Genomic DNA, 20,812 nt, shown 5'->3' on the forward strand with positions numbered 1-20,812 from the left:
AAGACATGAGCCGGCCATTCGCTGGCAGGCGCCGAATTCAGGCGCCTCACAAGGAGTTAGCTGAATGAAAAAACTACTCGTAGCGCTCGCAGCCGTTGCAGCGTTCTCTGCTCAGGCTGATGAAACCCTGACCGTCGCGGCTACCCCGGTTCCGCACGCAGAAATCCTCGAATTCGTGAAACCGGTCCTGGCCAAAGAAGGCGTGGACCTGAAGGTCAAAGTCTTCACCGACTACATCCAGCCGAACGTGCAGGTGGCCGAAAAACGTCTGGACGCCAACTTCTTCCAGCACCAGCCGTACCTCGATGAATTCAACAAGGCCAAGGGCACCAACCTGGTGGCCGTTGCCGGCGTGCACCTGGAACCGCTGGGCGCTTACTCCAGCAAGTACAAAGCACTGACCGAACTGCCAGGCGGCGCCAACGTGGTGATCCCGAACGACGCCACCAACGGCGGCCGTGCGCTGTTGCTGCTGGCGAAGGCTGGCCTGATCAAGCTGAAGGATTCGAACAACATCCTCGCGACCGTCAAGGACATCACCGAGAATTCCAAGGACCTGAAATTCCGTGAACTGGAAGCCGCGACGATCCCGCGCGTGCTGACCCAGGTCGACCTGGCACTGATCAACACTAACTATGCGCTGGAAGCCAAGCTTGATCCGTCCAAGGACGCGCTGGTCATCGAAGGCAACGACTCGCCTTATGTGAACATCCTCGTTGCCCGTCCGGACGACAAGGACAGCGAAGCGATGAAGAAGCTGATTGCTGCCCTGCACAGCCCGGAAGTGAAAGCCTTCATCCTCGAGAAGTACAAAGGCGCGGTATTGCCGGCGTTCTGATCACCTGAAGCAACGAAAAAAGGGGCGCATTGAATGCGCCCCTTTTTTACGCCTGAAACACCGTCCCTGTGGGAGCGAGCCTGCTCGCGAAAGCGGTCTATCAGCCAACAGTGATGTTGAATGTGATGGCCTCTTCGCGAGCAGGCTCGCTCCCACAGGGGTTATGCGGTGTTTATTTATTTGCGGTTAAGCATCACCGGCAACTGTGCCACCAATTTCACGTTGTTTAACGGTGCCCGAATGAACCCACGTTGCGTCCCGTCCGGCCCGATCACCGCCAGGTTACCGCTGTGGTCAACGGTGTAGTTCGGCTTGCTGGTGTCCGCCGGAATGAACGGAATACTCACCGCGTTGGCCAGTTTCTGAATGTCTTCAACCGACGAAGCCGTCAGCCCTTGGAACTGCGGATCGAAGTAGCCCAGGTATTGCTTGAGCTGCTGGGGCGTATCGCGATTCGGGTCGACGCTGACCAGAATGATCTGCAACTTATCCACCGCTTCCGGCGGTAGTTCGCTTTTGATCTGGCGCAGCTGGGCGAGGGTGGTCGGGCAGATGTCCGGGCAGAAGGTGTAGCCGAAGAACAGCAGCGACCATTTGTCTTTCAGCTCGTTGACCGCCACTGGCTTGCCGTCCTGATCGGTCATCGTCACATCCGGCAGGTTACGGCTTTGCGGCAACAGGATGATCCCGGCGTCGATCAATGCCGTCGGGTCGCCCTGGCCTTTGCCGGACAGCACTTTGTTGATGGTCAGGCCCAGGACCAGCGCGATCAGGGCAACGAGGATGAAGACGGTTTTCTGGGTTCGAGTCATAGGTTCAACAGTAAGTAGTGGTCTACGAGCAGCGCGATAAACAGCAGGAACAAGTAATAAATAGAGTACTTGAACGTGTTGATCGCCGCGTGCGGCCGAGTGCCACGGTACAGCACCACGGCCCATTGCAGAAACCTCGCGCCCAGTCCCAGCGCGCAAATCAGGTAGAGCACGCCGCTCATGTGGATCACGTACGGCATCAGGCTCACGGCCAGCAGCGCAAAGGTATAAAGCAGAATGTGGACCTTGGTGTAGTGCTCGCCATGGGTCACCGGCAGCATCGGAATGTCGGCCTTGGCGTATTCTTCTTTGCGGTGAATGGCCAGGGCCCAGAAGTGCGGCGGGGTCCAGGCGAAGATGATCAGCACCAGCAACAGTGGTTCGGCGCTGACATGCCCAGTGGCGGCGGTCCAGCCGAGCAGCGGCGGGGCGGCGCCGGCCAGGCCTCCGATGACGATATTTTGCGGCGTCGCGCGTTTCAGGAAACCGGTGTAGACCACCGCATAGCCGAGCAGCGAGGCCAGGGTCAGCCAAGCCGTCAGTGGGTTGGTGAAGGCCAGCAGCACGGCTTGCCCAAGCACCGCCAATACCAAGGCAAACGTCAGCGCAGCCGCCGGTGACACTCGACCTTCGGCCAAGGGACGTTTGTGCGTGCGGGCCATGACCGCATCGATGCGTCGATCCACCACATGATTAACGGCTGCCGCGCCACCGGCACACAAGGCGATCCCCAGATTGCCGAACACCAGCACCGTCCACGGCACCCCGGCGCGGGTCGCGAGGAACATGCCGACCAGCGAGGTGATGAGCATCAGCACCACCACTTTCGGCTTGGTCAGCTCCAGGTAGTCACGCCAGATCGCCTGACTGTGACGTGCGCCGATCAGAGTCGCCATGGCATCTCTCCTTTTATTGTTATGGGCCCGGCTGAATGTTTGCGCGGGCTGAACCGCCAGCGCGCAGGGGGTTGCTGCTTGACCCGAACCAGACTGGTTCGCGCGTGATAATTGACCAGCACCATCGTCAGCAACAGCGCCGCGCCGCCCGCGTTATGCGCGACGGCCACTGGCAGTGGCAAGTGGAACAGCACATTGCTGATGCCGAGGGTGATCTGCGCGGCGAGTGCGATCAGTACCAGCCCGGCCAAGCGCGTCATGCCGACCACCTTCAGTTGCCAGGCCAGCCCCAGCAACACCAGGGTCACCAGCAATGCGCCGATGCGGTGAGTCAGATGAATCGCGGTGCGGGCATCGCTGTCCAGTTGCCCGCCGAGGTAATTGGGGCCGATGTGTTGAGTCAGGTGAAAACCGTTGGCGAAGTCCGCGGGCGGCAGCCATTGCCCATGACAGGTCGGGAAGTCGATACAGGCCACCGCCGCGTAGTTGGAACTGACCCATCCACCCAAGGCAATTTGCAGGATCACCAGCAGCAACCCGGCGGTCGCCCAGTACTGCAAACGCCGTGGCACGGTCAGCGCCGGCAACACGCCGGACAATCGCAATGTCAGCAAAAACAGCAGGCTCAACGTCGCAAAGCCACCGAGCAAATGCCCGGTGACCACTTGTGGCCAGAGCTTGAGCGTTACCGTCCACATGCCGAATGCCGCTTGGGCAATCACCACGGCCAGCAGGAACAACGGCAACTTCACCGGCTGCCCTGGATGACGACGATGAACCCAGGCGCGGCCGGCCAATACCGAGATCAGCAGCCCCAGCGTGCCGGCGAAGTAGCGATGAACCATCTCGTTCCAGCCCTTATGGGCTTCGACGGGAGCGTCGGGAAAATGCAGTTCGGCGTGGGCCAATTGAACTTCGCTTTTCGGCACGCTGATAAAGCCATAGCAACCCGGCCAGTCCGGGCAGCCGAGGCCGGCGTGGGTCAGGCGGGTATAGGCGCCGAGCAACACCACAATCAGTGCCAGCAAGGTGGCAAACAGCGCGAGGCGAAATCCAGGTTTGGCCATGACGATGCCCTTATCCGATGTTCGACAGTTTCAGCAGATGGCGCAGGTCGTTGAGCAAATCTTTACCCTTCACCGTCGGGTCGTAGCGCAGCACCAGATTGCCGTGAGGGTCGATGATCCACAGCTGTGGTGCGGTCTTGTCCCCGGTGCCGGCGGTTTTGTTGAAGGTACTGAAGGTGGCAAGGTCCAGGGGATACCGTTGCAATTGAGGATACTCGCGCGTCAGCTTGGCGTCGTATTCACTGCTCAGCGGTTGTGCCGCGGCCAAGGCATGGCTGGCGCGCCCGGCATCACGGCCGAGGCCGATCTGGATTTGCCGCGCCAGGTACACCAGTTGCTGGCAGTCCACCGAGCAATCCTTGGGCGCGGTCACCAGTATCTGCCAACGATCCTCCTGCGCCTGCACGCCGAGGTCGGCGCGGGTCTGGCCGTTGCCGATCAGTTCGCCGTGATAGCTGCGACCTTCCGGCACCCAGAACTGCAATTTGTACATGCCGGTGGCGAGGATCATCGGACCGATCACCCCAAGCAGGATCAGCAGCAACTGCAAGCGGCCTTTACGCCGACTCGCCGGCGTTTTCGCCTCAGACATGCTGGGTGGATTCATGGCCGCTCCCATGGTGTTTCTCCTTTGCGTTGTGCCAGCCGAGATAGAGATAAAGGCCGAACAGGGCGATCGACATGGCGAACCACTGCACGGCATAAGCCAGGTGTTTTTCCGGTCCCATGGCGACTACCGGCCAGTCAGCCTGGTAAGTCGCGGGACCGCTTTCTGCGCGTAATTCGTAGGCAAAACCTTCGCGATCCAGCGCCGTCCAGAGCTTGGCTGGTTCAACTGCGGTAACCAGTTGTGGCCACGTGGTGGTCTTCGGGTCGGCGTGCAGTTGGAAGGCGGCGCCGGGGGAGACGTAGACCCAGGCAACGAGACTCAAGGCCTGAGTCGGTGTGGCGAATTGCGGTGGGGTGCGGCGATCCGGCCACGGCAGCCAGCCGCGATTGACCAGCAGCCAGAGCCCGGTCGCCTGATCCTGAAACGGTTGCAGCAGTTCGACACCAACCTTGCCGTCGCGCTGACGGTTATCCAGCAACAGGCTGTGGGCGGCATCGAACTGGCCGTGCAGGTGAACCCGGCGGAAGGCCGGATCTGCGGTGTGTTGCAGCTCGGTGCTGGCCATCGGTTCGGCGGCACGGCGCTCGGTGTAGCTTTGCAGCAGCGCGCTTTTCTCTGCGCCCCGGCTCAATTGCCAGAACCCGAGTGACACCAGCATGGGCAACAACACTGCGACCACCAGGGTCGGCACGATGCCCGGCCGGAAACGCTTCATGGCGTCGCCAGAAAGTCGGTAGTCGCGATAGCTATACTCAAGTGCATCGCCTTTCCCCCGGAGTTTCACCATGCTCAAAGCAGCCATCGTCCTGATGCTGATTGCCACGGTTGTCAGCCTGTTCAGCGGCCTGTTTTTTTTGGTCAAGGACGACAGCAGCTCGAACCGCCTCGTCATTGCCTTGAGTGTTCGTGTCGCGTTGGCCGCTATTACCGTCGGCTTGATTGCCTGGGGTTTTTTCAGCGGCCAGTTGGTGTCGCACGTACCTTGGTGAGCCTCAGAGCACGTAGACGAAAACGAACAGACCGATCCACACCACGTCCACGAAGTGCCAGTACCAGCTCGCCGCTTCAAACGCGAACTGGTGGTCGGCGTCGAAGTGCCCGCGCATGACCCGCATCAGCATCACAAACAGGATGATGGTGCCGATGGTCACGTGGGCGCCGTGGAAACCGGTGAGCATGAAGAAGGTCGCGCCGTAGATGCCCGAACCGAGCGTCAGGCCCAGTTCGTGGTAGGCGTGTATGTATTCTTCGGCCTGAAAACCAAGGAACGCGCAGCCCAGTAACACGGTGAGCGCCAGCCAGATTTTCAGCGCGCCGCGATGGCCCTTTTTCAAGGCGTGGTGAGCGATGGTCACGGTGACGCTGGAACTCACCAGCAGAACGGTATTGAGCAGCGGCAGGCCCCAGGGGCTGATGACTTCCTTGGGTGGCGGAAAGAGTTTCGGGTCAGGGGTATGCAGCAATGGCCAGGTGAACTGGAAGTTCGGCCAAAGCATATGAGCGATGCCTTTGACCCCTTCACCCCCGAGCGCCGGGCCGGAAATAGTTCTCACATAAAACAGCGCGCCGAAGAACGCGATGAAGAACATCACCTCCGAGAAGATGAACCAGCTCATGCCCCAGCGGAACGAGCGATCCATCTGTGCGCTGTACAACCCCTGGCGGCTTTCCTTGATCACCGTACCGAACCAGCCGAACAGCATGTAGGCCACCAGCAGGCCACCGACGAAAAAGATCAGCGGGCCGTGGGACTCCGGCCGCGCCGCCTTCAGGTCGTTGAACCAGGTGGCCAGGCCGAACACGGTGACGAACATACCGACCGTGGCAATGATCGGCCATTTGCTCTGGGCCGGAACGTAATAGTGTTCATGAGTTGCCATTTATTGTTCTCCTTATCGGGCACGCTTTAACGCCTAGCCACCGGTGTTTGCAGCAACAGCCGCGGGTGGATGACGTGCGGTGATATCGAACAGCGTGTAAGACAGCGTCAGGTGCTTCACATCCTTGGGCATGTCACGGTCAACGATGAAACGTACCGGCATCTCGATCCGTTGACCGGGCTGCAGCACTTGCTGGGTAAAGCAGAAACATTCGGTCTTGTGGAAGTACGCCGCCGCGGCGCTGGGCGCGATGCTCGGAACTGCCTGGGCGCTCATCGGGCGATCGGTCGGGTTATGGGCGATGAAAATCATCTCGTTCACCGCTCCCGGGTTGGCGGTCAGTTCGTCACTTTTAGGATAAAAATCCCAGGACATGTCGGCGGCATTGGTCGACAGAAACTGCACGCGAACCTGCCGCGAGTTGTCGACCGTTTGTTCGCCCTCATACTGTCCGCCGGTCTTGCCGTTGATGCCGAACGCCTTGCACATCACGTCGTAGATCGGCACCAGGGCAAACCCGAAGACAAACATCGCCACCACCACCAGCAACAGGCGCGTGACCAGCTTCTTCAACGAAATCGAGTCAGCCACGGTGCTTAACCTCTGTGCAAAACCCTGTGGCGAGGGGGTTTACCCCCGTTCGGCTGCGAAGCAGTCGTAAAACCAGCGCTTGCGGTATGCCTGATACATCACGGTCACAGGTTTTGGGGCCGCTTCGCGACCCAACGGGGGTAAACCCCCTCGCCACAAAGGCATGGCCAGTACTCACCAGGGTAGAGGCGTTCATTTCACTTCCGGCGGCGTGGTGAAGGTGTGATACGGCGCCGGTGACGGGATGCTCCATTCCAGGCCTTCGGCCCCATCCCACGGTTTGGCCGGTGCTGGCGGGCCACCACGGATGGTCTTGATCACGATGAACAGGAAGAAGATTTGTGTGGCGCCGAACATGAACGCACCGATCGACGACACCATGTTGAAGTCGGCGAACTGCAGGTTGTAGTCGGGAATCCGCCGCGGCATGCCCGCCAGCCCCACGAAATGCATCGGGAAAAACGCCATGTTCATGCCGATGAACGAGAGCCAGAAGTGCAGCTTGCCAAGGGTTTCGTCGTACATGTGGCCGGTCCATTTCGGCATCCAGTAGTAAGCCGAAGCGAAGATCCCGAAGATCGCCCCCGGTACCAGTACATAGTGGAAGTGCGCGACCACAAAGTAGGTGTCCTGGTACTGGAAGTCCGCCGGGGCGATGGCCAGCATCAACCCGGAGAAACCGCCGATGGAAAACAGGATCACGAACGCTACCGCAAACAGCATAGGTGTCTCGAAGGTCAGCGAACCTTGCCACATGGTACTGGCCCAGTTGAACACCTTGACCCCGGTGGGTACGGCGATCAGCAACGTGGCGTACATGAAGAACAACTCGCCCACCAACGGAATGCCGACCACGAACATGTGGTGCGCCCAGACGATGAACGACAGGAACGCGATACTCGCCGTCGCATAGACCATCGAGGTGTAGCCGAACAGCGGCTTGCGCGAGAAGGCCGGAATGATCGAGCTGACGGCACCGAAGGCCGGCAGGATCATGATGTACACCTCGGGGTGACCGAAGAACCAGAACACGTGCTGGAACAACACCGGGTCACCGCCACCGGCGGCACTGAAGAAGCTGGTGCCGAAGTGGATGTCCATCAGCATCATCGTCACGCAGCCGGCCAGTACCGGCATCACCGCGATCAGCAGGAACGCGGTAATCAGCCAGGTCCAGACGAACAGCGGCATTTTCATCAGCGTCATGCCGGGGGCGCGCAGGTTGAGGATGGTGGCGATCACGTTGATCGCGCCCATGATCGAACTGATCCCCATCAAGTGGATGGCGAAGATGAAGAAGGTCACGCTTTCCGGCGCGTAGGTCGTCGACAACGGGGCGTAGAACGTCCAGCCGAAGTTCGGTCCACCGCCGGGGGTGAACAGGGTCGATACCAGCAGGATGAACGCCGCCGGCAATAGCCAGAAGCTGAAGTTGTTCATCCGCGGCAGGGCCATGTCCGGTGCGCCGATCATCAACGGGATCATCCAGTTGGCGAGGCCGACGAAGGCCGGCATCACCGCACCGAAGACCATCACCAGACCGTGCATGGTGGTCATCTGGTTGAAGAACTCCGGCTGGACGATTTGCAGTCCCGGCTGGAACAACTCGGCACGAATCACCATCGCGAACGAGCCACCGAGCAAGAACATGGAGAACGCGAACCACAGGTACAGCGTGCCGATATCCTTGTGGTTGGTGGTCAGCACCCAGCGCATCAGGCCTTTGGCGGGGCCGTGGGCGTGGGCGGTGCCGGTATGAACATGGTCATCGACTACAGCAGTCATGTCCTGTCTCCTGCAAACAGATGGGCTGGGCTGGCCGGGGCGCGATGCCCCGACTGGTTCCTTACGTGCGCAATAGACCGGGTCATTTGCTTTCCGCCTGTTTCAGCTCCAGCACTTCTTTAGGGGTGACCATGTCGCCCTTGTTGTTGCCCCAGGCGTTACGTTCGTAGGTCACGACCGCTGCGATATCGACTTCCGAGAGCTGCTTGCCGAACGCCGCCATGGCGGTGCCGGGCTTGCCGTGGAAGACAATGCCCAAGTGATCCTTGATCGGTCCGGTAGCGATTTTCGAGCCCTTGAGCGCCGGGAACATCGGCGGCAGGCCCTGACCTTCGGCCTGGTGACAGGCGACGCAGGTGGTGTGATAGACCTTGTCGCCACGCTCTTTGAGTTCGTCGAGGGTCCATTCCTTGCTGGTCAGCTCTTTAAGCTGCAGGGCTTCAGCCTTGCGCTCGCCCAGCCATTTTTCGTAATCGGCCTTTTCCTTGACCTCGACCACGATCGGCATGAAGCCGTGGTCCTTGCCGCACAATTCGGCGCATTGACCGCGGTAGAGGCCGGGCTTGTCGACGCGGGTCCAGGCTTCGTTGACGAACCCCGGAATCGCATCGCGCTTGACCGCAAAGGCCGGCACCCACCAGGAGTGGATGACGTCGGCGGAAGTCACCAGGAAGCGCACCTTGGCGCCGATCGGCAGCACCAAAGGCTTGTCGACCTCAAGCAAGTAGTGCTCGCTCTTGGCTTCCTTGTTGTGGATCTGATCGGCGGGGGTGGTCAGGTTGCTGAAGAACTCAACGTCCTGGCCCAGGTATTTGTAGTGCCACTTCCACTGATAGCCGGTGACCTGGATATCGATATCCGGCTCACTGGCGTCGTACATCTTGATCAGGGTTGCGGTTGCGGGAACCGCCATGGCCACCAAAATCAGGAAGGGCACGATGGTCCAGAGGATTTCAACGGTGGTGCTTTCATGAAATTTTGCGGCCACCTGCCCGGTCGAGCGGCGGTGGAGAATCATCGACCAGAACATGGCGCCGAAGACGATGATGCCGATCACTACACAGATCCAGAAAATGGTCATGTGCAGGTCAAATACTGCGTGACTGATTTCAGTCGCTCCAGGTGCCATATTCACAGTCCAGGCCGCTTGTGCCTGACTGAAAATCGACCACAACAGGAGGCCCATCCAGACGTGTGGATGTCGCATCATTGCGGGTTCCCCTTATCGTTCTTTTTATCCCGCCGGCTTTCACCTGCGGCAAGGGAGCGGCTTTTTCAGACTACGAACTTGAATCGCCGAGCCTTGCTGCGTGTGCAGTCGGGTGTCATCAGCTAACTCCATTCCCACCCGAGTATAGACAGCGACTGCCACCTCGCAACGTGATGGCGTAAATCATCTGAAACAGCTGGGACTTGCGTTCCAGGGCACGAATGGAGAAGGATGCAGACGAGTGGTGGCAAACCGATATAACTTTGATGTCTCAAGGATGAAATAATTATGACAAATGCGTCTTAGCATTTTTCGTATGCCAGCTAAGTTATGTCTTCCCTATTTCATTGCCTTTGTTTCCTGGAGTTTTCATGAACACCGCCGCATTGCGCGAGCAGATCCAAAAAGCCCAACAACACGAAGCCGAAACCGGCCTGCTGACTCGTCAGCTGGAAACCCAACTGCCACACCTTCACTCCGCCATCCAATTGCCGGATGTCGACGCCAACGGCGTGATGACGCGTTTTGTGGCCGCGTATATAGAGCAAGTGCCGGACCTGCTGGACGCAGCCAATGAAGTCGCCAGGGAAGCGGGTATCGAATCACAGATCAAACCGGTGCTGAAAATCGCCGAGCAGTTCTTCCTTCAGCCGCCGGCGATCATGATCGGTCACGTCGGTCTGGACAGCCTGCTGGACGAAGCCTATCTGGCGCACCGCCTGGTCGAAGAGGTCAATGACCTGTACATCAAGCATTTTGGCCAGCCACTGATCCCCTTGGACATGACTGTTGCCAACCTGATTGCCCACCAACTGATCGGCGAGGAGTTTGCCAATCAACTGGATGAGGCGGTGCATCACGCTGTGGACGAGATGCTCAACGAAGACAGTTTCGCGCTGGAGTCCGTCGAGGCCTACCGCGAGAAGCTCAACAGCCCGGACACCGGCGCTGCATGGAAGCGCTGGCCGTGCCTGTCGCGCCAGCTGGGCGTAGGGCTGGAGCTGGATCAGCCAGCGGCTTGATCCATAGATCAACGCAATCCCCTGTGGGAGCGGGCTTGCTCGCGAAAGTGGCGTGTCAGTCAACATTAATGTTGAATGATTGACCGCTTTCGCGAGCAAGCCCGCTCCCACATTGTTATCTACGCGGCTGAACCTACTCCGGTAGTGGTCCGCAATCGCCCTTCAAGCCTGCGCTTCAACCCCCGCGCTTCAATCAACAGTTTTGATCCCTTCGCCGCATTGGCCCGACCCCATTCCTCCAGCAATTCCAGACACGAGTGATCGATGTAGCTCAGGTTATTGAGCGGCACATGCACCGTCGCGCCCGCCGGAATGGTCCCCAGCACTTGGGTCAGCGCCGGCACCTTGAGAAAAGTCGCTGCGCCTATCAATCGCAGTTCCATTTCGCCGTCCTTGGGTAGATCGATCAGGCTGATTTTCAGCCGCGAAGCCTTCCAGGCCAGTTTGGCCAGAGTCAGGCCGAAGCCGATCAGCACGCCGGTCAGCAGGTCGGTGAAGATGATTGCCAGAGCGGTCGCCGCGTAAGTAAACATCGGCATCCGGCCATAACGGCCCAGACCGCGAAAGGCCTTGAGGTCGACCAGTTTGAAGCCGGTGTAAACCAGAACGCCCGCCAGGCTCGCCACCGGAATGCTTTGCAGCACGCTGGACAGCAGCAACACGAAAGCCAGTAACCACAGGCCATGGAAGATCGCCGACAGTCGCGTGGTGGCGCCGGCCTGGACGTTGGCCGAACTGCGCACGATCACGCCGGTCATCGGTAGCGCGCCGAGCAGACCGCAGAGCATGTTGCCGACGCCTTGAGCCGACAATTCCCGGTCGAAGTCTGAGCGCTGGCCGCTGTGCATGCGGTCCACCGCGGCGGCCGAGAGCAGGGTTTCGGCGCTGGCGATAAACGCCACGGCAAATGCGGCAATTAGCAGTGTCGGATCAGCCAGGTTGAGTAAATCTGCGGGTTTCAGCCAGTCGATGGCTTCCGCCAGGTTGGCTGGGACTTCCACTCGTTTGACCTGCAAGGCGAGCACCAGGCTGGCGACGGTCGCCAGGCCTACCCCAAGCAGTGCGCCAGGAATGAAGCGCAGGGAATGGGGGCGGAATTTCTCCCACAGCCACATCACCGCAATCGTCGACAGCCCGAGCAAACCGGCTTGCCAGCCAAAGGACGGCAAGGCCTGGACGACGGCGGCCGGGAAGGCTGCCAGGTTATCCAGCCCGGAAGGCTTGGGCACGGCGTCAAGCATCACATGCACCTGTGACAACACGATCAGTACACCAATCCCGGCGAGCATGCCGTAGACCACCGCCGGCGCCGTCACCCGGAACCAGCAGCCGAGTTTCAAACGCCCGGCCACCAGCTGCAGAAAACCGGCCAGCAGCAGGATTGGCCCGAGCATGGCGATACCGTGCTGGCGCACCAGTTCGAACACCAGAACCGCCAAACCGGCCGCCGGGCCGCTGACTTGCAGTGGCGAACCGGCAATCCAGCCCACCACCAAGCCACCGATGATCCCGGTGATCAAGCCTTTGGACGGCGGCAGCCCCGAGGCGATGGCGATGCCCATGCACAAGGGCAGGGCGACGAGAAATACAACCACGGACGCCAGCAGCTCCCGTGGCAGAACAGCTTTAAGTTGAGCAGCACGCATGGTGACTCTCCCGAAGTTTTCTTCAGGCGTGGCGAAGCCAGGCTGCTTGATCAGCAGCCTCGGCTAAACCACACAATGATTTAGGAAGATCTAGAAGCGCGCTTTGGGCGTCGCCACCGGAATCGGATGGCTGCCATCGAGCGGCAGGAAACAACCCTTGTCCGCGTCGTAAGCTCTGATTTCGCTGGTTTCGATGTTGTAGATCCAACCATGGATAAACAGCTGACCATTGGCCATGCGCGAGGCTACCGACGGGTGCGTGCGCAAATGTTGCAGCTGAGCGATCACATTCTCCTCGGTGAGGACGTGCATGCTTTCGTTTTCGTCAGCGCAATGGCAGTTTTCCTGGACCATGGTTTTTGCCACTTCGGCATGACGCAGCCAGGCTTTGACCGTCGGCATTTTTTCCAGGCTTTGCGGGTTGAGCACTGCGCGCATCGCGCCGCAGTCGGAGTGCCCGCAGATGATGATGTGCTGCACGCCGAGGGCCAGCACTGCGTATTCGATCGCCGTGGAAACACCGCCGTTCATTTGCCCATAAGGCGGCACAACGTTGCCGACGTTACGGGTCACGAACAAGTCGCCGGGGGCGCTTTGGGTGATCAGCTCAGGAACGATGCGCGAATCGGCGCAGGCGATGAACATCGCTCTGGGGCTCTGGGCCGTGGCGAGTTTTTTGAAGAGTTCTTCCTGCTGTGGAAAAACTTCGTGATGAAAATGCAAAAAGCCGTCAACGATATGCTGCAGCGCTGCATCGGCGGTTTCCGCCTCCGGTTGGGCTGAAGCCGACGCAGCCAACGGCTGTTTATCCTTGTCACTCATGATTCATCCTCTTTGGCGGAGTCAGGGGATTTTCCCGTTTTGTCCGGTGTGAAGCCAGTGGCTGTTTAAAAAACATCCAGGCCGAGAATCTCGACCCATTAGTCACTCGATGAACAAGGTAGCGGCCGAAACTTAACTCAAACTGAATAAAACGCTCTAGAACGTGTGTTCCAGGTCACAAAAAACGTGACCGGCGTAGTGGCAAAGTGCATTTCACTCTACTCAACCATAGGTCAATTGTCCTCAAATCAACGACATCTGGCGACCCGGCGGACAGAAGGCTTCGCAGTCCAGATTGAAACCTTCCCGACGATTGAGCCCCAGGCGTTTGATGGTTTTGGCAAAGCGTTGCGCCAGCAGATCGGCAAACGGCCCTTCGCCACGCATCCTGGCACCGAAGCGACTGTCATAGAGCTCACCACCACGGCTCTGACGAATCAGGCTCAACACATGAGCGGCACGCTGAGGATAGTGGGCCGCCAGCCATTCTTCGAACAGCGGCGCGACTTCCAATGGCAAGCGCAGCATCATGTAGGCCGCACTTTGCGCCCCCGCGGCATGAGCTTCGGTGAGCAGGCTTTCGAGTTCGCTGTCGTTGATCATCGGAATCATCGGCGAGCACAGAACGCCCACCGGAACTCCCGCTTCACGCATCACGCGGATCGCCCGCAACCGAGCCTTGGGTGCAGCGGCGCGCGGTTCGAGGATGCGTTTGAGCTCATCGTCCAGGGTGGTGAGGCTGATCATCACCGCCACCAGCCTTTGCTCGGCGAGTTCGGCCAGCAGGTCCAAATCCCGCAGAATCAGCGAGCCCTTGGTAATGATGGTCACCGGGTGACGATAACGCAGCAGCACTTCGAGGGTTTTGCGGGTGATTTTGTGTTCGCGTTCGATCGGCTGATAAGGGTCCGTGTTGGAGCCCAGATTGATCGGCGCGCATTGATAGCCGCGCTTGGACAGTTGTTCTTCCAGCACATCGGCGGCGTTGGTCTTGGCGATCAGTTTGGTTTCGAAATCCAGCCCTGGCGACATGTCCCAATAAGCGTGGCTGGGCCGCGCGTAGCAATAGATGCAACCGTGCTCGCAGCCGCGATAGGGATTGATCGAACGATCGAAGGGCAAGTCCGGCGAGTTGTTGCGAGTGATGATGGTTTTCGCCGTTTCGATGCGCACCTCGGTGCCTTGGGTGATCAGCGCTTCCTGATACCAGCCGTCATCCTCGGCCACCGAGCGATTCGGCGCGAAGCGGTTGTGCGGGTTGGTGGCGGTGCCGCGGCCGCGAGGTGGCAAAGGTGTGGACATTGAAATGCGCTCGGTGGCTGTATGGGCATACAGTACATCGCACTGCATGCCCATGCCAGCACCGCTCGGCGCCTCATTCTTGATGTCAGCACTTCAAGGGTTACGGCTGTAAGTCCCTTATGGAGGCAAAAGAAGAACTACGCCTCAACCCCAATGAATAAATCAAGGTCGCTTGGAATTGGTTGGTTGATCAGTAAAGCGATTTGCTGAGCCTGCTCCGCTGTTAGCAGCCATTCTCCGCTAGCCATTTCGTTTAGACTTTTATGGCCTAGAAGCTGCACGATTTGGTCATTGAAGGTTGAATCCACATCAAGCTCATATTTCAGTGAACTATCTTCAAAACTGTCAGGCAAAAAACCAGTGATGCACAGATACATAAATACCTCTCAATCTATTTAGGAGTGGTTCTTCCCGGTTTTGCGGCCTTGGTCTGTTCCCCTGTCTCAGGGTCGAACTCGCCTAGGTGCTTTCCTTGCTTGTCGTACATTTCAACTGCCCCGTGCTGGCTATCCCACTCGTAAATGCGACCTTTGCTGTCTTTCCAGCGTTTACGCTGTCCGCCCCCGCCTTGAACATTGTTTTTTGCTTTATCTTTCACCGCATCAGGAAAGGCTGTCAGTCCTTTAGGCGCCGGGTGATAGCTATGGTCACCTGAGACACTCAGCGAAATATAAATCGGCTGAATCCCGGTGTTTGGAAACGAGATGATTGCGTCTTGGTAATCTGGTGGGTGCTTCGGGTTGACCAATATCTTATTGGCCTGTTCGGTCGGCGGATACACCCACACAGTCGGTAACTGTGGCGCGCACTTCCAGTGCAGGAATGCCTAGCACACCGTCAGGGCTCGCCGTTGGCGTCCAAGTGAGCCCAATCCCGTTGCCGATGTCAGCAACGTATTTTTCACCGTCTTTCTTGCCCTCGATGACAGGGACATTTTCCCAGTCTTTTTTGCCACCCGTGTAGAACCCGTAAACGTTTACTGAACCATTCGTCAGGGTCTTCGCATTGACACGGACACGTGTACGACCAGCATCAAGCGTTGCGTATTGATCGTTCGTGTAGAAGGCACTGTCTGGTGAAATGCTGGTGTTTGGCATCAGTAACGCAACGGTACCCAAAGCAGCGCCAGCAGCAATAACTGTTGATCCTTCCAGCAAAGTAAGTGCAAGTGAACCGCCAAGACGTTGAGCAATTGCACTGCCACTAGCAGACCCGCCCACCATTCGCAGTGGAGTGCCTTGGGCGGTAATTGATGCCCCAGTTCCAAGCACAGACCACATTCCGTAGTCGGCCAGTTTCTCAACAGGCACAAATCCGGCTGGGTTGTTGTAATTGATTACGCCGTCAGGGAGGTTACAGCTCTTGGCGAACACACAGCCAAAGGTAGGGGCATTTGCCGATGGTTCTGTTGATGCTTCGTTCCGTCTGGCTTCATCACGAGCCAATCCTTTTTCATACCGAAGGGTATCTGCCTGTTGGCGCCGGATGTCCTCCGAGGTGGGTTTGCGGGGTCTGCAAATGGGGCAACCACACATAGCAAAGCTTCCATACTTCCATGAAAAATGACCACCCTAACGGAGGGCTTAAACACTGGCTGTAGGAAGAGTCCCAAAAACAATACTGAATATTCCCTATGTTCCTCATCATGTGCTGGGGCGAAGGATAACTGTGTGGGGCGCCTGTTAATGCTAAAAAAGCCTGGTTCTTTGTATTTCTACCGATTGATTAAAGCGTTCGTCACCATGAGATACATATAACAAGTAGCGTGTTTATAAGGGCTATTAGTAATATCCGCCTCACACGAAGTTGTCGTGTTCAATTATTAAATGGAATTAAATAATGTCGAATTACAATCGCCGCGGTATTTTTTTACAACTGTTGCCGGCCTCCATTGTAAGTCCAAAAGAAGTTCGGGTTTCCATGCAGTTTGCATTAAAGGAAGAGGGTTACGATGCGGAAAACCGTGCTGTCACTTACGCTCTGCTGGACTCGAGCACCCGCGAGGCCGTATCGAACGACGGCGGCAAGACTTTCACCATGGGTCCCGCCCGTACTGACGTAGATGGTGATGGTGACATCGACGCACAAGACAAGGCCGTTCTGCTGGCCTTGGCGGGTGCCTATTCGAAGATCGTCAATCCGTAATCGCGATTGAGCGCATGCAGTAGGTAAATATTAAGTGCGCGGTAGTTTGTAACTGAACCTAAAAAAGCGGTATGGAGTTTCCATGCCGCTTTTTTATTTTATTTAATGAGTCGTCGCTTGGCCAATGTCATCATTTGAAGTCGTTTTCATATCGTCTTCCCTTAACGCCATTACATCACTGGCTTTAACAGTGGCACCTTTATTGCCCCAACTAGTGGCAATGAAACTCACCACATTCGCCACTTCCTGATCCGACAAGCGCCAGGCGAATCCCGGCATGGTAAAGGTCGAAGGCGCCGTGTGAGTCGCCGGCAGCGTGCCGCCCTTGAGCACGATGTGAATCAGCGACGTCGGATCCTGCGACTGCAACACCGGGTTGCCCGCCAGCGCCGGGAACACTTTGGTGTAGCCATGGCCATCGGTACGGTGACAGGCCGCGCAGTTGTCGATGTACACCGAAGCGCCGGGCTTGCTGTCGTCCCCGTTCCACAGCGCCTGTGCGACCTGTTTGTCGTACTGGTGCGGCTGGTCGTCGGGATCATTCGCCGGCAAGGACTTGAGGTAACGGGCAATCGCGGTCAGATCGTTGTCGGTCATGTATTGCATGCTGTGTGTCACCACATCACTCATGCCACCAAACACTGCGCTGCGATCACTGCGACCGGTCTTGAGGAACTGCACCAGTTGTTCTTCGCTCCAGCTGCCGAGGCCGTCTTTGTGATCGCCGCGCAGACTTTTCGCGATCCAGCCTTCAAGCGGCGCACTACCTGACAGAAATGTACTGCCTTCGCCCGCATTCAGGGCTTTTTCCTGCATGGTCAGGGCACGCGGCGTATGGCACGCGCCGCAATGTCCGAGGCCTTCCACCAGATAAGCCCCACGACTGACCACGGCATCTTCGCCGGGTGCCGCTTTGTAGTCCGCCACAGCCGGGGCAAACATCCAGCGCCAGCCCGCAAGTGGCCAGCGCATGCTCAAAGGCCAAGGGATGTCGCTGTCCTTGTTCTCCTGAGCGACAGGTGCCACGCCGCGCATGAAGTAGGCGTACAAGGCTTTCATGTCGGTTTCGTTGACGCTGGCGTAGGACGGATAAGGCATCGCCGGGTACAAGGTACTACCGTTTTTGGCGACACCATGGCGCACGGCTTTGTCGAAATCCTCAAAGCTGTAGTCACCCAAGCCGGTTTTATCCGGCGTGATATTGGTGGAGTAGATCGTCCCGATCGGCGTTTCCATCGGCAGACCACCGGCGAACGGCTTGCCGTCCTTGGCGGTATGGCAAGCCACGCAGTCACCCGCGCGGGCGAGGTATTCGCCTTGTTTGATCAGGTTTTGATCGATTTCTGCGGCGTTGATCGAGCCACAACCGAGCAGCGCCAGGGTCGCGATAACAAGTGCTTTCATGGTCATCGCTCCTTAAGCCTGAACCAGCGGACCGGGGTTTTGCAGGTACTGCTCGCGGATTGCGCGGGCCGACCAGTAGGTCAACGCTGCCACCAGGCCGGTAGGGTTGTAGCCCAGACCTTGTGGGAAAGCTGATGCTCCAGGGACGAAAACGTTGTGCACATCCCAGCTCTGCAAGTAACGGTTCAGGGCGCTGGTTTTCGGATTGGTGCCCATGATCGCGCCACCGTTGAGGTGGGTGGTCTGGTAAGACGCGGTGTTGAAGTGATCGCCAACCTTCTTGCCAATCACGGCGATGGCTTTGGGGCCCATCGCTTCGGCGATCTTGCCCATTTTTTCGACCATGAAGCGGTTCATCTTGATGTCGTTTTCCTGCCAGTCGAAGGTCATCCGCAACAGTGGCAAGCCGTAGGCATCGCGGTACACCGGGTCCAGATCGAGGTAGTTGCCGCGGTAGGATTGATGCGCGCCGTGGGCATCCATCGACACTTGATGGGTGTAGTAATCGGCGGTGGCACGTTTCCAGGCACTGCCCCAGGCCGGGGTGCCCGGCGGGTTGGATGTGCCTGCGATTGGTCGGCTGCCGGCCTGGTTGACCCACATCGGCGAGCCGCCGACGAAGCCATGGGGCCCGTGATCGAAGTTGTCGGCGTTGAAGTCGTCCACCGCCACGCCGTTACCGCCGGCACCAATAAAGTTATTGGTGTGGGTGTCTTTGTCAAAGTAGGCCTTGATGGTGGCCATGTTCTGGTAGGCGAAGTTCTTGCCGACCACGCCTTCGCCGCTGATCGGGTCATACGGCTTGCCGATACCCGAAAGCAACATCAGCCGCACATTGTGGAACTGGAAGGCACCGAGGATCACCAGATCTGCCGGCTGCTCGATTTCCCGGCCCTGGCCGTCGATGTAGGTGACGCCTGTCGCCTTGCTCTTGGTGCTGTCGAGATTGACCCGCAGTACGTGGGAGTTGGGCCGCAGCTCGAAATTGGGCAGCGGTTTGAGCGCCGGCAGAATGTTTACGTTCGGCGATGCCTTGGAATACATGTAGCAGACATAGCCGCTGCAAAAACCGCAGAAGTTACATGGTCCCATCTGCGCGCCGTAGGGGTTGGTGTAGGGGCCTGACGTATTGGCCGAGGGCAGGTTGTAGGGTTTGTAACCCACCGCGGTGGCCGCTTTCTGAAACAGCTGTGCGGAGACAGTGTTCTTCTGCGACTCCAGCGGGAAATGATTCGAACGATCCGGCGCGTAGGGGTTGCCGCCCTTGCCTTCGCCGACCAACTGACCCTTCACCGTCCAGGCTTGACCCGACGTACCGAAGACCTTCTCGGCGTAATCGAAAAACGGTTCCAGTTCTTCATAGCTGACGCCGAAGTCCTGGATGGTCATGTCCTTGGGGATGAAGCTTTTGCCGTAGCGTTCTTCGTAGTGGCTGCGCATGCGCAACTCGATCGGGTCGACCCGAAAGTGCACGCCGGACCAGTGCAGACCCGCGCCGCCGACACCATTGCCGGGCAGGAAGGCGCCCAATTGGCGGTTCGGCAACGCGATGTCATTCACGCTATGGCGAATGGTCACGGTCTCTTTGGAAATGTCCTGGAAGAGTTTTTTCCGCACGCTGTAGGTGAGTTCGTCGATCACCTGTGGGTAGTTGCCATCGGGGTAAGTGTCCTGCATCGGCCCGCGCTCCAGCGCCAGCACATTGAGGCCGGCTTCTGTCAGCTCCTTGGCCATGATCGCGCCCGTCCAGCCAAAACCGACGATCACTGCGTCGACCTTCTTCATTACCGTTGCCATGCTTACGCCCTCTCGCCGCGAATCGAAACTGCCGGGAAGGGGTATTGCTCGTTGCGTTCCACCCAATCCATGAAATCGGCGCGGGCGCCGGGGAAGCCGATCATGGTCCAGCCGACCATGCCTTTATTGCCGCCGTGAATCGGGTCGCAGAAGAACCCTTCTTTGGTGTTTTGCAGCAGCAGGTTGAAGAAAATCTTCGCTGGAACACTGTCGAACTGAGGTTTTCCGGCCTCGAGTTGTTTGAGCAAATCGTCTCGGGTAGCGCTGTCTTGCTCAGCAAATACTTTACCGTTCAACGCTTTCGACCATGCATCCGTAGCGGCGATGCCCAGGCGATAAATCTCTTTGGGCACCAATTTGCTCTGCCAGCCCATTTCTGGAGCGGCGTCTGCGTTGAACGGCCCCTGCATGAACCACAGCGCGCCGGCCGCGTAAGGCGTGTTCATCTGGCGGTCGATGTATTCGGGCACACCGGCTTCCAGGGCGCCTGGCCCTTGGGCATCGCTTGGAATCAGCTGGGCGACAGCCGCCTTGATGAACGTCCATTCTTCGGCGGTGAAGTAGCTTGGTTCATAGGTGCTGGTGCTGACCGGCGCTTTGCCGGAACTGGCCGGGGCTGCTTCGGGCGCGGCCATCAGGACCGTGCTGCCCAGACCGGTGCTGGCAACGGTGACCACCGGGATCAAGGTCAGGGATTTGCGCAAAAACTCACGCCGCGGGTTGTCTCGATCTTGATCGGACATAGGGTGGCACCTCATCAGGCATAGCGGTTTTTCAGCCGTCTCGCAGGACGACTTTTCGTTTTGGCACCGATGAAGTTCGCCAGTAAGCGGGGAGCAATAGGGCGCATCGGTAATATGGAGAAACAAATGGTAGCAGGCTAAGCATAAAGATGAACCGATTCAGCTAAAAAACCTCGGTTTTGCGACGAAAGCGATCGGCTGATTCACGATTCTTTGACAGAGGGGTCACAGGCCTTTGACCG

At 58.2% G+C, this 20,812-nt stretch carries 20 protein-coding genes and 1 pseudogene; 4 read left to right on the forward strand and 17 right to left on the reverse strand.

All coding sequences use genetic code 11. From position 1 onward, the window contains the following. Nucleotides 1-64 precede the first annotated feature (64 nt). Nucleotides 65-838, forward strand: a complete 774-nt coding sequence (locus ACA059_RS00325) for a MetQ/NlpA family ABC transporter substrate-binding protein (RefSeq protein ID WP_497632264.1) — start codon at nucleotides 65-67, stop codon at nucleotides 836-838. Between the two features lie 176 nt (nucleotides 839-1,014). Here ACA059_RS00325 and ACA059_RS00330 read toward each other — a convergent pair whose 3' ends face one another. From ACA059_RS00330 to ACA059_RS00350, 5 genes are read right to left on the reverse strand one after another with little or no spacing between them, the layout of a single operon-like run. Next, nucleotides 1,015-1,650 carry an SCO family protein gene (locus tag ACA059_RS00330; protein ID WP_497632265.1) on the reverse strand — a complete coding sequence of 212 codons (636 nt, stop codon included), beginning with the start codon at nucleotides 1,648-1,650 and terminating at the stop codon, nucleotides 1,015-1,017. Then, complete coding sequence (cyoE, locus tag ACA059_RS00335) at nucleotides 1,647-2,546, reverse strand: heme o synthase (protein ID WP_140676021.1); 900 nt, start codon at nucleotides 2,544-2,546, stop codon at nucleotides 1,647-1,649. The genes ACA059_RS00330 and cyoE overlap by 4 nt, the downstream gene beginning before the upstream one ends. Beyond that, complete coding sequence (locus tag ACA059_RS00340) at nucleotides 2,534-3,613, reverse strand: COX15/CtaA family protein (RefSeq protein ID WP_123367407.1); 1,080 nt, start codon at nucleotides 3,611-3,613, stop codon at nucleotides 2,534-2,536. Before ACA059_RS00340 ends, cyoE begins: the two co-directional genes overlap by 13 nt. A gap of 10 nt (nucleotides 3,614-3,623) precedes the next feature. After that, nucleotides 3,624-4,232, reverse strand: coding sequence for a PA_0111/PP_0108 family redox-active disulfide protein (locus ACA059_RS00345; RefSeq protein ID WP_150746559.1), 609 nt, complete (start codon nucleotides 4,230-4,232; stop codon nucleotides 3,624-3,626). Then, nucleotides 4,198-4,938, reverse strand: coding sequence for an SURF1 family protein (locus ACA059_RS00350; RefSeq protein WP_497632266.1), 741 nt, complete (start codon nucleotides 4,936-4,938; stop codon nucleotides 4,198-4,200). Before ACA059_RS00350 ends, ACA059_RS00345 begins: the two co-directional genes overlap by 35 nt. Before the next feature lie 70 nt (nucleotides 4,939-5,008). Between ACA059_RS00350 and ACA059_RS00355 the strand changes: the two genes are divergently transcribed. Then, nucleotides 5,009-5,212 (forward strand): twin transmembrane helix small protein, encoded by a 204-nt coding sequence (locus ACA059_RS00355; RefSeq protein WP_008152470.1) that lies wholly within the window; start codon nucleotides 5,009-5,011, stop codon nucleotides 5,210-5,212. A 3-nt stretch (nucleotides 5,213-5,215) separates the two neighbouring features. On the opposite strand, the gene ACA059_RS00360 is transcribed toward ACA059_RS00355, so the two are convergent. From ACA059_RS00360 to coxB, 4 genes are all read right to left on the reverse strand, one after another. Then, nucleotides 5,216-6,103, reverse strand: a complete 888-nt coding sequence (locus tag ACA059_RS00360) for a cytochrome c oxidase subunit 3 (RefSeq protein ID WP_497632268.1) — start codon at nucleotides 6,101-6,103, stop codon at nucleotides 5,216-5,218. Nucleotides 6,104-6,136: 33 nt separating this feature from the next. Then, nucleotides 6,137-6,694: a cytochrome c oxidase assembly protein gene (locus ACA059_RS00365; RefSeq protein WP_497632270.1), complete on the reverse strand. Its 558-nt coding sequence runs from the start codon at nucleotides 6,692-6,694 to the stop codon at nucleotides 6,137-6,139. A gap of 192 nt (nucleotides 6,695-6,886) precedes the next feature. Continuing rightward, nucleotides 6,887-8,479: a cytochrome c oxidase subunit I gene (gene ctaD, locus ACA059_RS00370; RefSeq protein WP_008152477.1), complete on the reverse strand. Its 1,593-nt coding sequence runs from the start codon at nucleotides 8,477-8,479 to the stop codon at nucleotides 6,887-6,889. An 82-nt stretch (nucleotides 8,480-8,561) separates the two neighbouring features. Then, nucleotides 8,562-9,689 (reverse strand): cytochrome c oxidase subunit II, encoded by a 1,128-nt coding sequence (gene coxB, locus ACA059_RS00375; RefSeq protein WP_497632271.1) that lies wholly within the window; start codon nucleotides 9,687-9,689, stop codon nucleotides 8,562-8,564. Nucleotides 9,690-10,060: 371 nt separating this feature from the next. On the opposite strand from coxB, the gene ACA059_RS00380 reads away from it, so the two are divergent. Then, on the forward strand, nucleotides 10,061-10,711 hold the full coding sequence (locus ACA059_RS00380; RefSeq protein WP_497632272.1) for a hypothetical protein: 651 nt from the start codon (nucleotides 10,061-10,063) through the stop codon (nucleotides 10,709-10,711). Between the two features lie 119 nt (nucleotides 10,712-10,830). Here the strand turns inward: ACA059_RS00380 and ACA059_RS00385 are convergent, their stop codons facing one another. The 5 genes and pseudogenes from ACA059_RS00385 to ACA059_RS00405 form a co-directional block, all read right to left on the reverse strand. Beyond that, on the reverse strand, nucleotides 10,831-12,357 hold the full coding sequence (locus ACA059_RS00385; protein ID WP_497632273.1) for a SulP family inorganic anion transporter: 1,527 nt from the start codon (nucleotides 12,355-12,357) through the stop codon (nucleotides 10,831-10,833). Nucleotides 12,358-12,447: 90 nt separating this feature from the next. Then, complete coding sequence (locus ACA059_RS00390; RefSeq protein ID WP_033059830.1) at nucleotides 12,448-13,179, reverse strand: carbonic anhydrase; 732 nt, start codon at nucleotides 13,177-13,179, stop codon at nucleotides 12,448-12,450. Nucleotides 13,180-13,422: 243 nt separating this feature from the next. Further along, nucleotides 13,423-14,481: a PA0069 family radical SAM protein gene (locus tag ACA059_RS00395; protein WP_497632274.1), complete on the reverse strand. Its 1,059-nt coding sequence runs from the start codon at nucleotides 14,479-14,481 to the stop codon at nucleotides 13,423-13,425. Between the two features lie 137 nt (nucleotides 14,482-14,618). Continuing rightward, nucleotides 14,619-14,858, reverse strand: a complete 240-nt coding sequence (locus tag ACA059_RS00400; protein ID WP_497632275.1) for a pyocin S6 family toxin immunity protein — start codon at nucleotides 14,856-14,858, stop codon at nucleotides 14,619-14,621. Nucleotides 14,859-14,872: 14 nt separating this feature from the next. Next, nucleotides 14,873-16,016, reverse strand: a pseudogene (locus ACA059_RS00405) (colicin E3/pyocin S6 family cytotoxin). Between the two features lie 304 nt (nucleotides 16,017-16,320). Between ACA059_RS00405 and ACA059_RS00410 the strand changes: the two are divergent. Further along, nucleotides 16,321-16,626, forward strand: a complete 306-nt coding sequence (locus tag ACA059_RS00410) for a hypothetical protein (RefSeq protein ID WP_497632276.1) — start codon at nucleotides 16,321-16,323, stop codon at nucleotides 16,624-16,626. A gap of 102 nt (nucleotides 16,627-16,728) precedes the next feature. On the opposite strand, the gene ACA059_RS00415 is transcribed toward ACA059_RS00410, so the two are convergent. Genes ACA059_RS00415 through ACA059_RS00425 form a run of 3 tightly spaced genes read right to left on the reverse strand, consistent with a single transcriptional unit; the run spans nucleotide 16,729 to nucleotide 20,570 of the window. Further along, entirely contained in the window at nucleotides 16,729-18,030 is a 1,302-nt protein-coding gene (locus ACA059_RS00415; RefSeq protein WP_497632277.1) for a c-type cytochrome, read from the reverse strand. A 12-nt stretch (nucleotides 18,031-18,042) separates the two neighbouring features. After that, entirely contained in the window at nucleotides 18,043-19,827 is a 1,785-nt protein-coding gene (locus tag ACA059_RS00420; RefSeq protein ID WP_497632278.1) for a GMC family oxidoreductase, read from the reverse strand. Nucleotides 19,828-19,829: 2 nt separating this feature from the next. Continuing rightward, nucleotides 19,830-20,570 carry a gluconate 2-dehydrogenase subunit 3 family protein gene (locus ACA059_RS00425; protein ID WP_497632279.1) on the reverse strand — a complete coding sequence of 247 codons (741 nt, stop codon included), beginning with the start codon at nucleotides 20,568-20,570 and terminating at the stop codon, nucleotides 19,830-19,832. Nucleotides 20,571-20,812 lie beyond the last annotated feature (242 nt).

This window comes from Pseudomonas sp. LBUM1647, from assembly GCF_059716175.1.

Coding starts and splice junctions, on each gene's coding strand:
- ACA059_RS00325 (WP_497632264.1), top strand. CDS start 65: ATGAAAAAACTACTCGTAGCGCTCGCAGCCGTTGCAGCGTTCTCTGCT.
- ACA059_RS00330 (WP_497632265.1), bottom strand. CDS start 1,650: ATGACTCGAACCCAGAAAACCGTCTTCATCCTCGTTGCCCTGATCGCG.
- cyoE (WP_140676021.1), bottom strand. CDS start 2,546: ATGGCGACTCTGATCGGCGCACGTCACAGTCAGGCGATCTGGCGTGAC.
- ACA059_RS00340 (WP_123367407.1), bottom strand. CDS start 3,613: ATGGCCAAACCTGGATTTCGCCTCGCGCTGTTTGCCACCTTGCTGGCA.
- ACA059_RS00345 (WP_150746559.1), bottom strand. CDS start 4,232: ATGGGAGCGGCCATGAATCCACCCAGCATGTCTGAGGCGAAAACGCCG.
- ACA059_RS00350 (WP_497632266.1), bottom strand. CDS start 4,938: ATGAAGCGTTTCCGGCCGGGCATCGTGCCGACCCTGGTGGTCGCAGTG.
- ACA059_RS00355 (WP_008152470.1), top strand. CDS start 5,009: ATGCTCAAAGCAGCCATCGTCCTGATGCTGATTGCCACGGTTGTCAGC.
- ACA059_RS00360 (WP_497632268.1), bottom strand. CDS start 6,103: ATGGCAACTCATGAACACTATTACGTTCCGGCCCAGAGCAAATGGCCG.
- ctaD (WP_008152477.1), bottom strand. CDS start 8,479: ATGACTGCTGTAGTCGATGACCATGTTCATACCGGCACCGCCCACGCC.
- coxB (WP_497632271.1), bottom strand. CDS start 9,689: ATGATGCGACATCCACACGTCTGGATGGGCCTCCTGTTGTGGTCGATT.
- ACA059_RS00380 (WP_497632272.1), top strand. CDS start 10,061: ATGAACACCGCCGCATTGCGCGAGCAGATCCAAAAAGCCCAACAACAC.
- ACA059_RS00385 (WP_497632273.1), bottom strand. CDS start 12,357: ATGCGTGCTGCTCAACTTAAAGCTGTTCTGCCACGGGAGCTGCTGGCG.
- ACA059_RS00390 (WP_033059830.1), bottom strand. CDS start 13,179: ATGAGTGACAAGGATAAACAGCCGTTGGCTGCGTCGGCTTCAGCCCAA.
- ACA059_RS00395 (WP_497632274.1), bottom strand. CDS start 14,481: ATGTCCACACCTTTGCCACCTCGCGGCCGCGGCACCGCCACCAACCCG.
- ACA059_RS00400 (WP_497632275.1), bottom strand. CDS start 14,858: ATGTATCTGTGCATCACTGGTTTTTTGCCTGACAGTTTTGAAGATAGT.
- ACA059_RS00410 (WP_497632276.1), top strand. CDS start 16,321: ATGTCGAATTACAATCGCCGCGGTATTTTTTTACAACTGTTGCCGGCC.
- ACA059_RS00415 (WP_497632277.1), bottom strand. CDS start 18,030: ATGAAAGCACTTGTTATCGCGACCCTGGCGCTGCTCGGTTGTGGCTCG.
- ACA059_RS00420 (WP_497632278.1), bottom strand. CDS start 19,827: ATGGCAACGGTAATGAAGAAGGTCGACGCAGTGATCGTCGGTTTTGGC.
- ACA059_RS00425 (WP_497632279.1), bottom strand. CDS start 20,570: ATGTCCGATCAAGATCGAGACAACCCGCGGCGTGAGTTTTTGCGCAAA.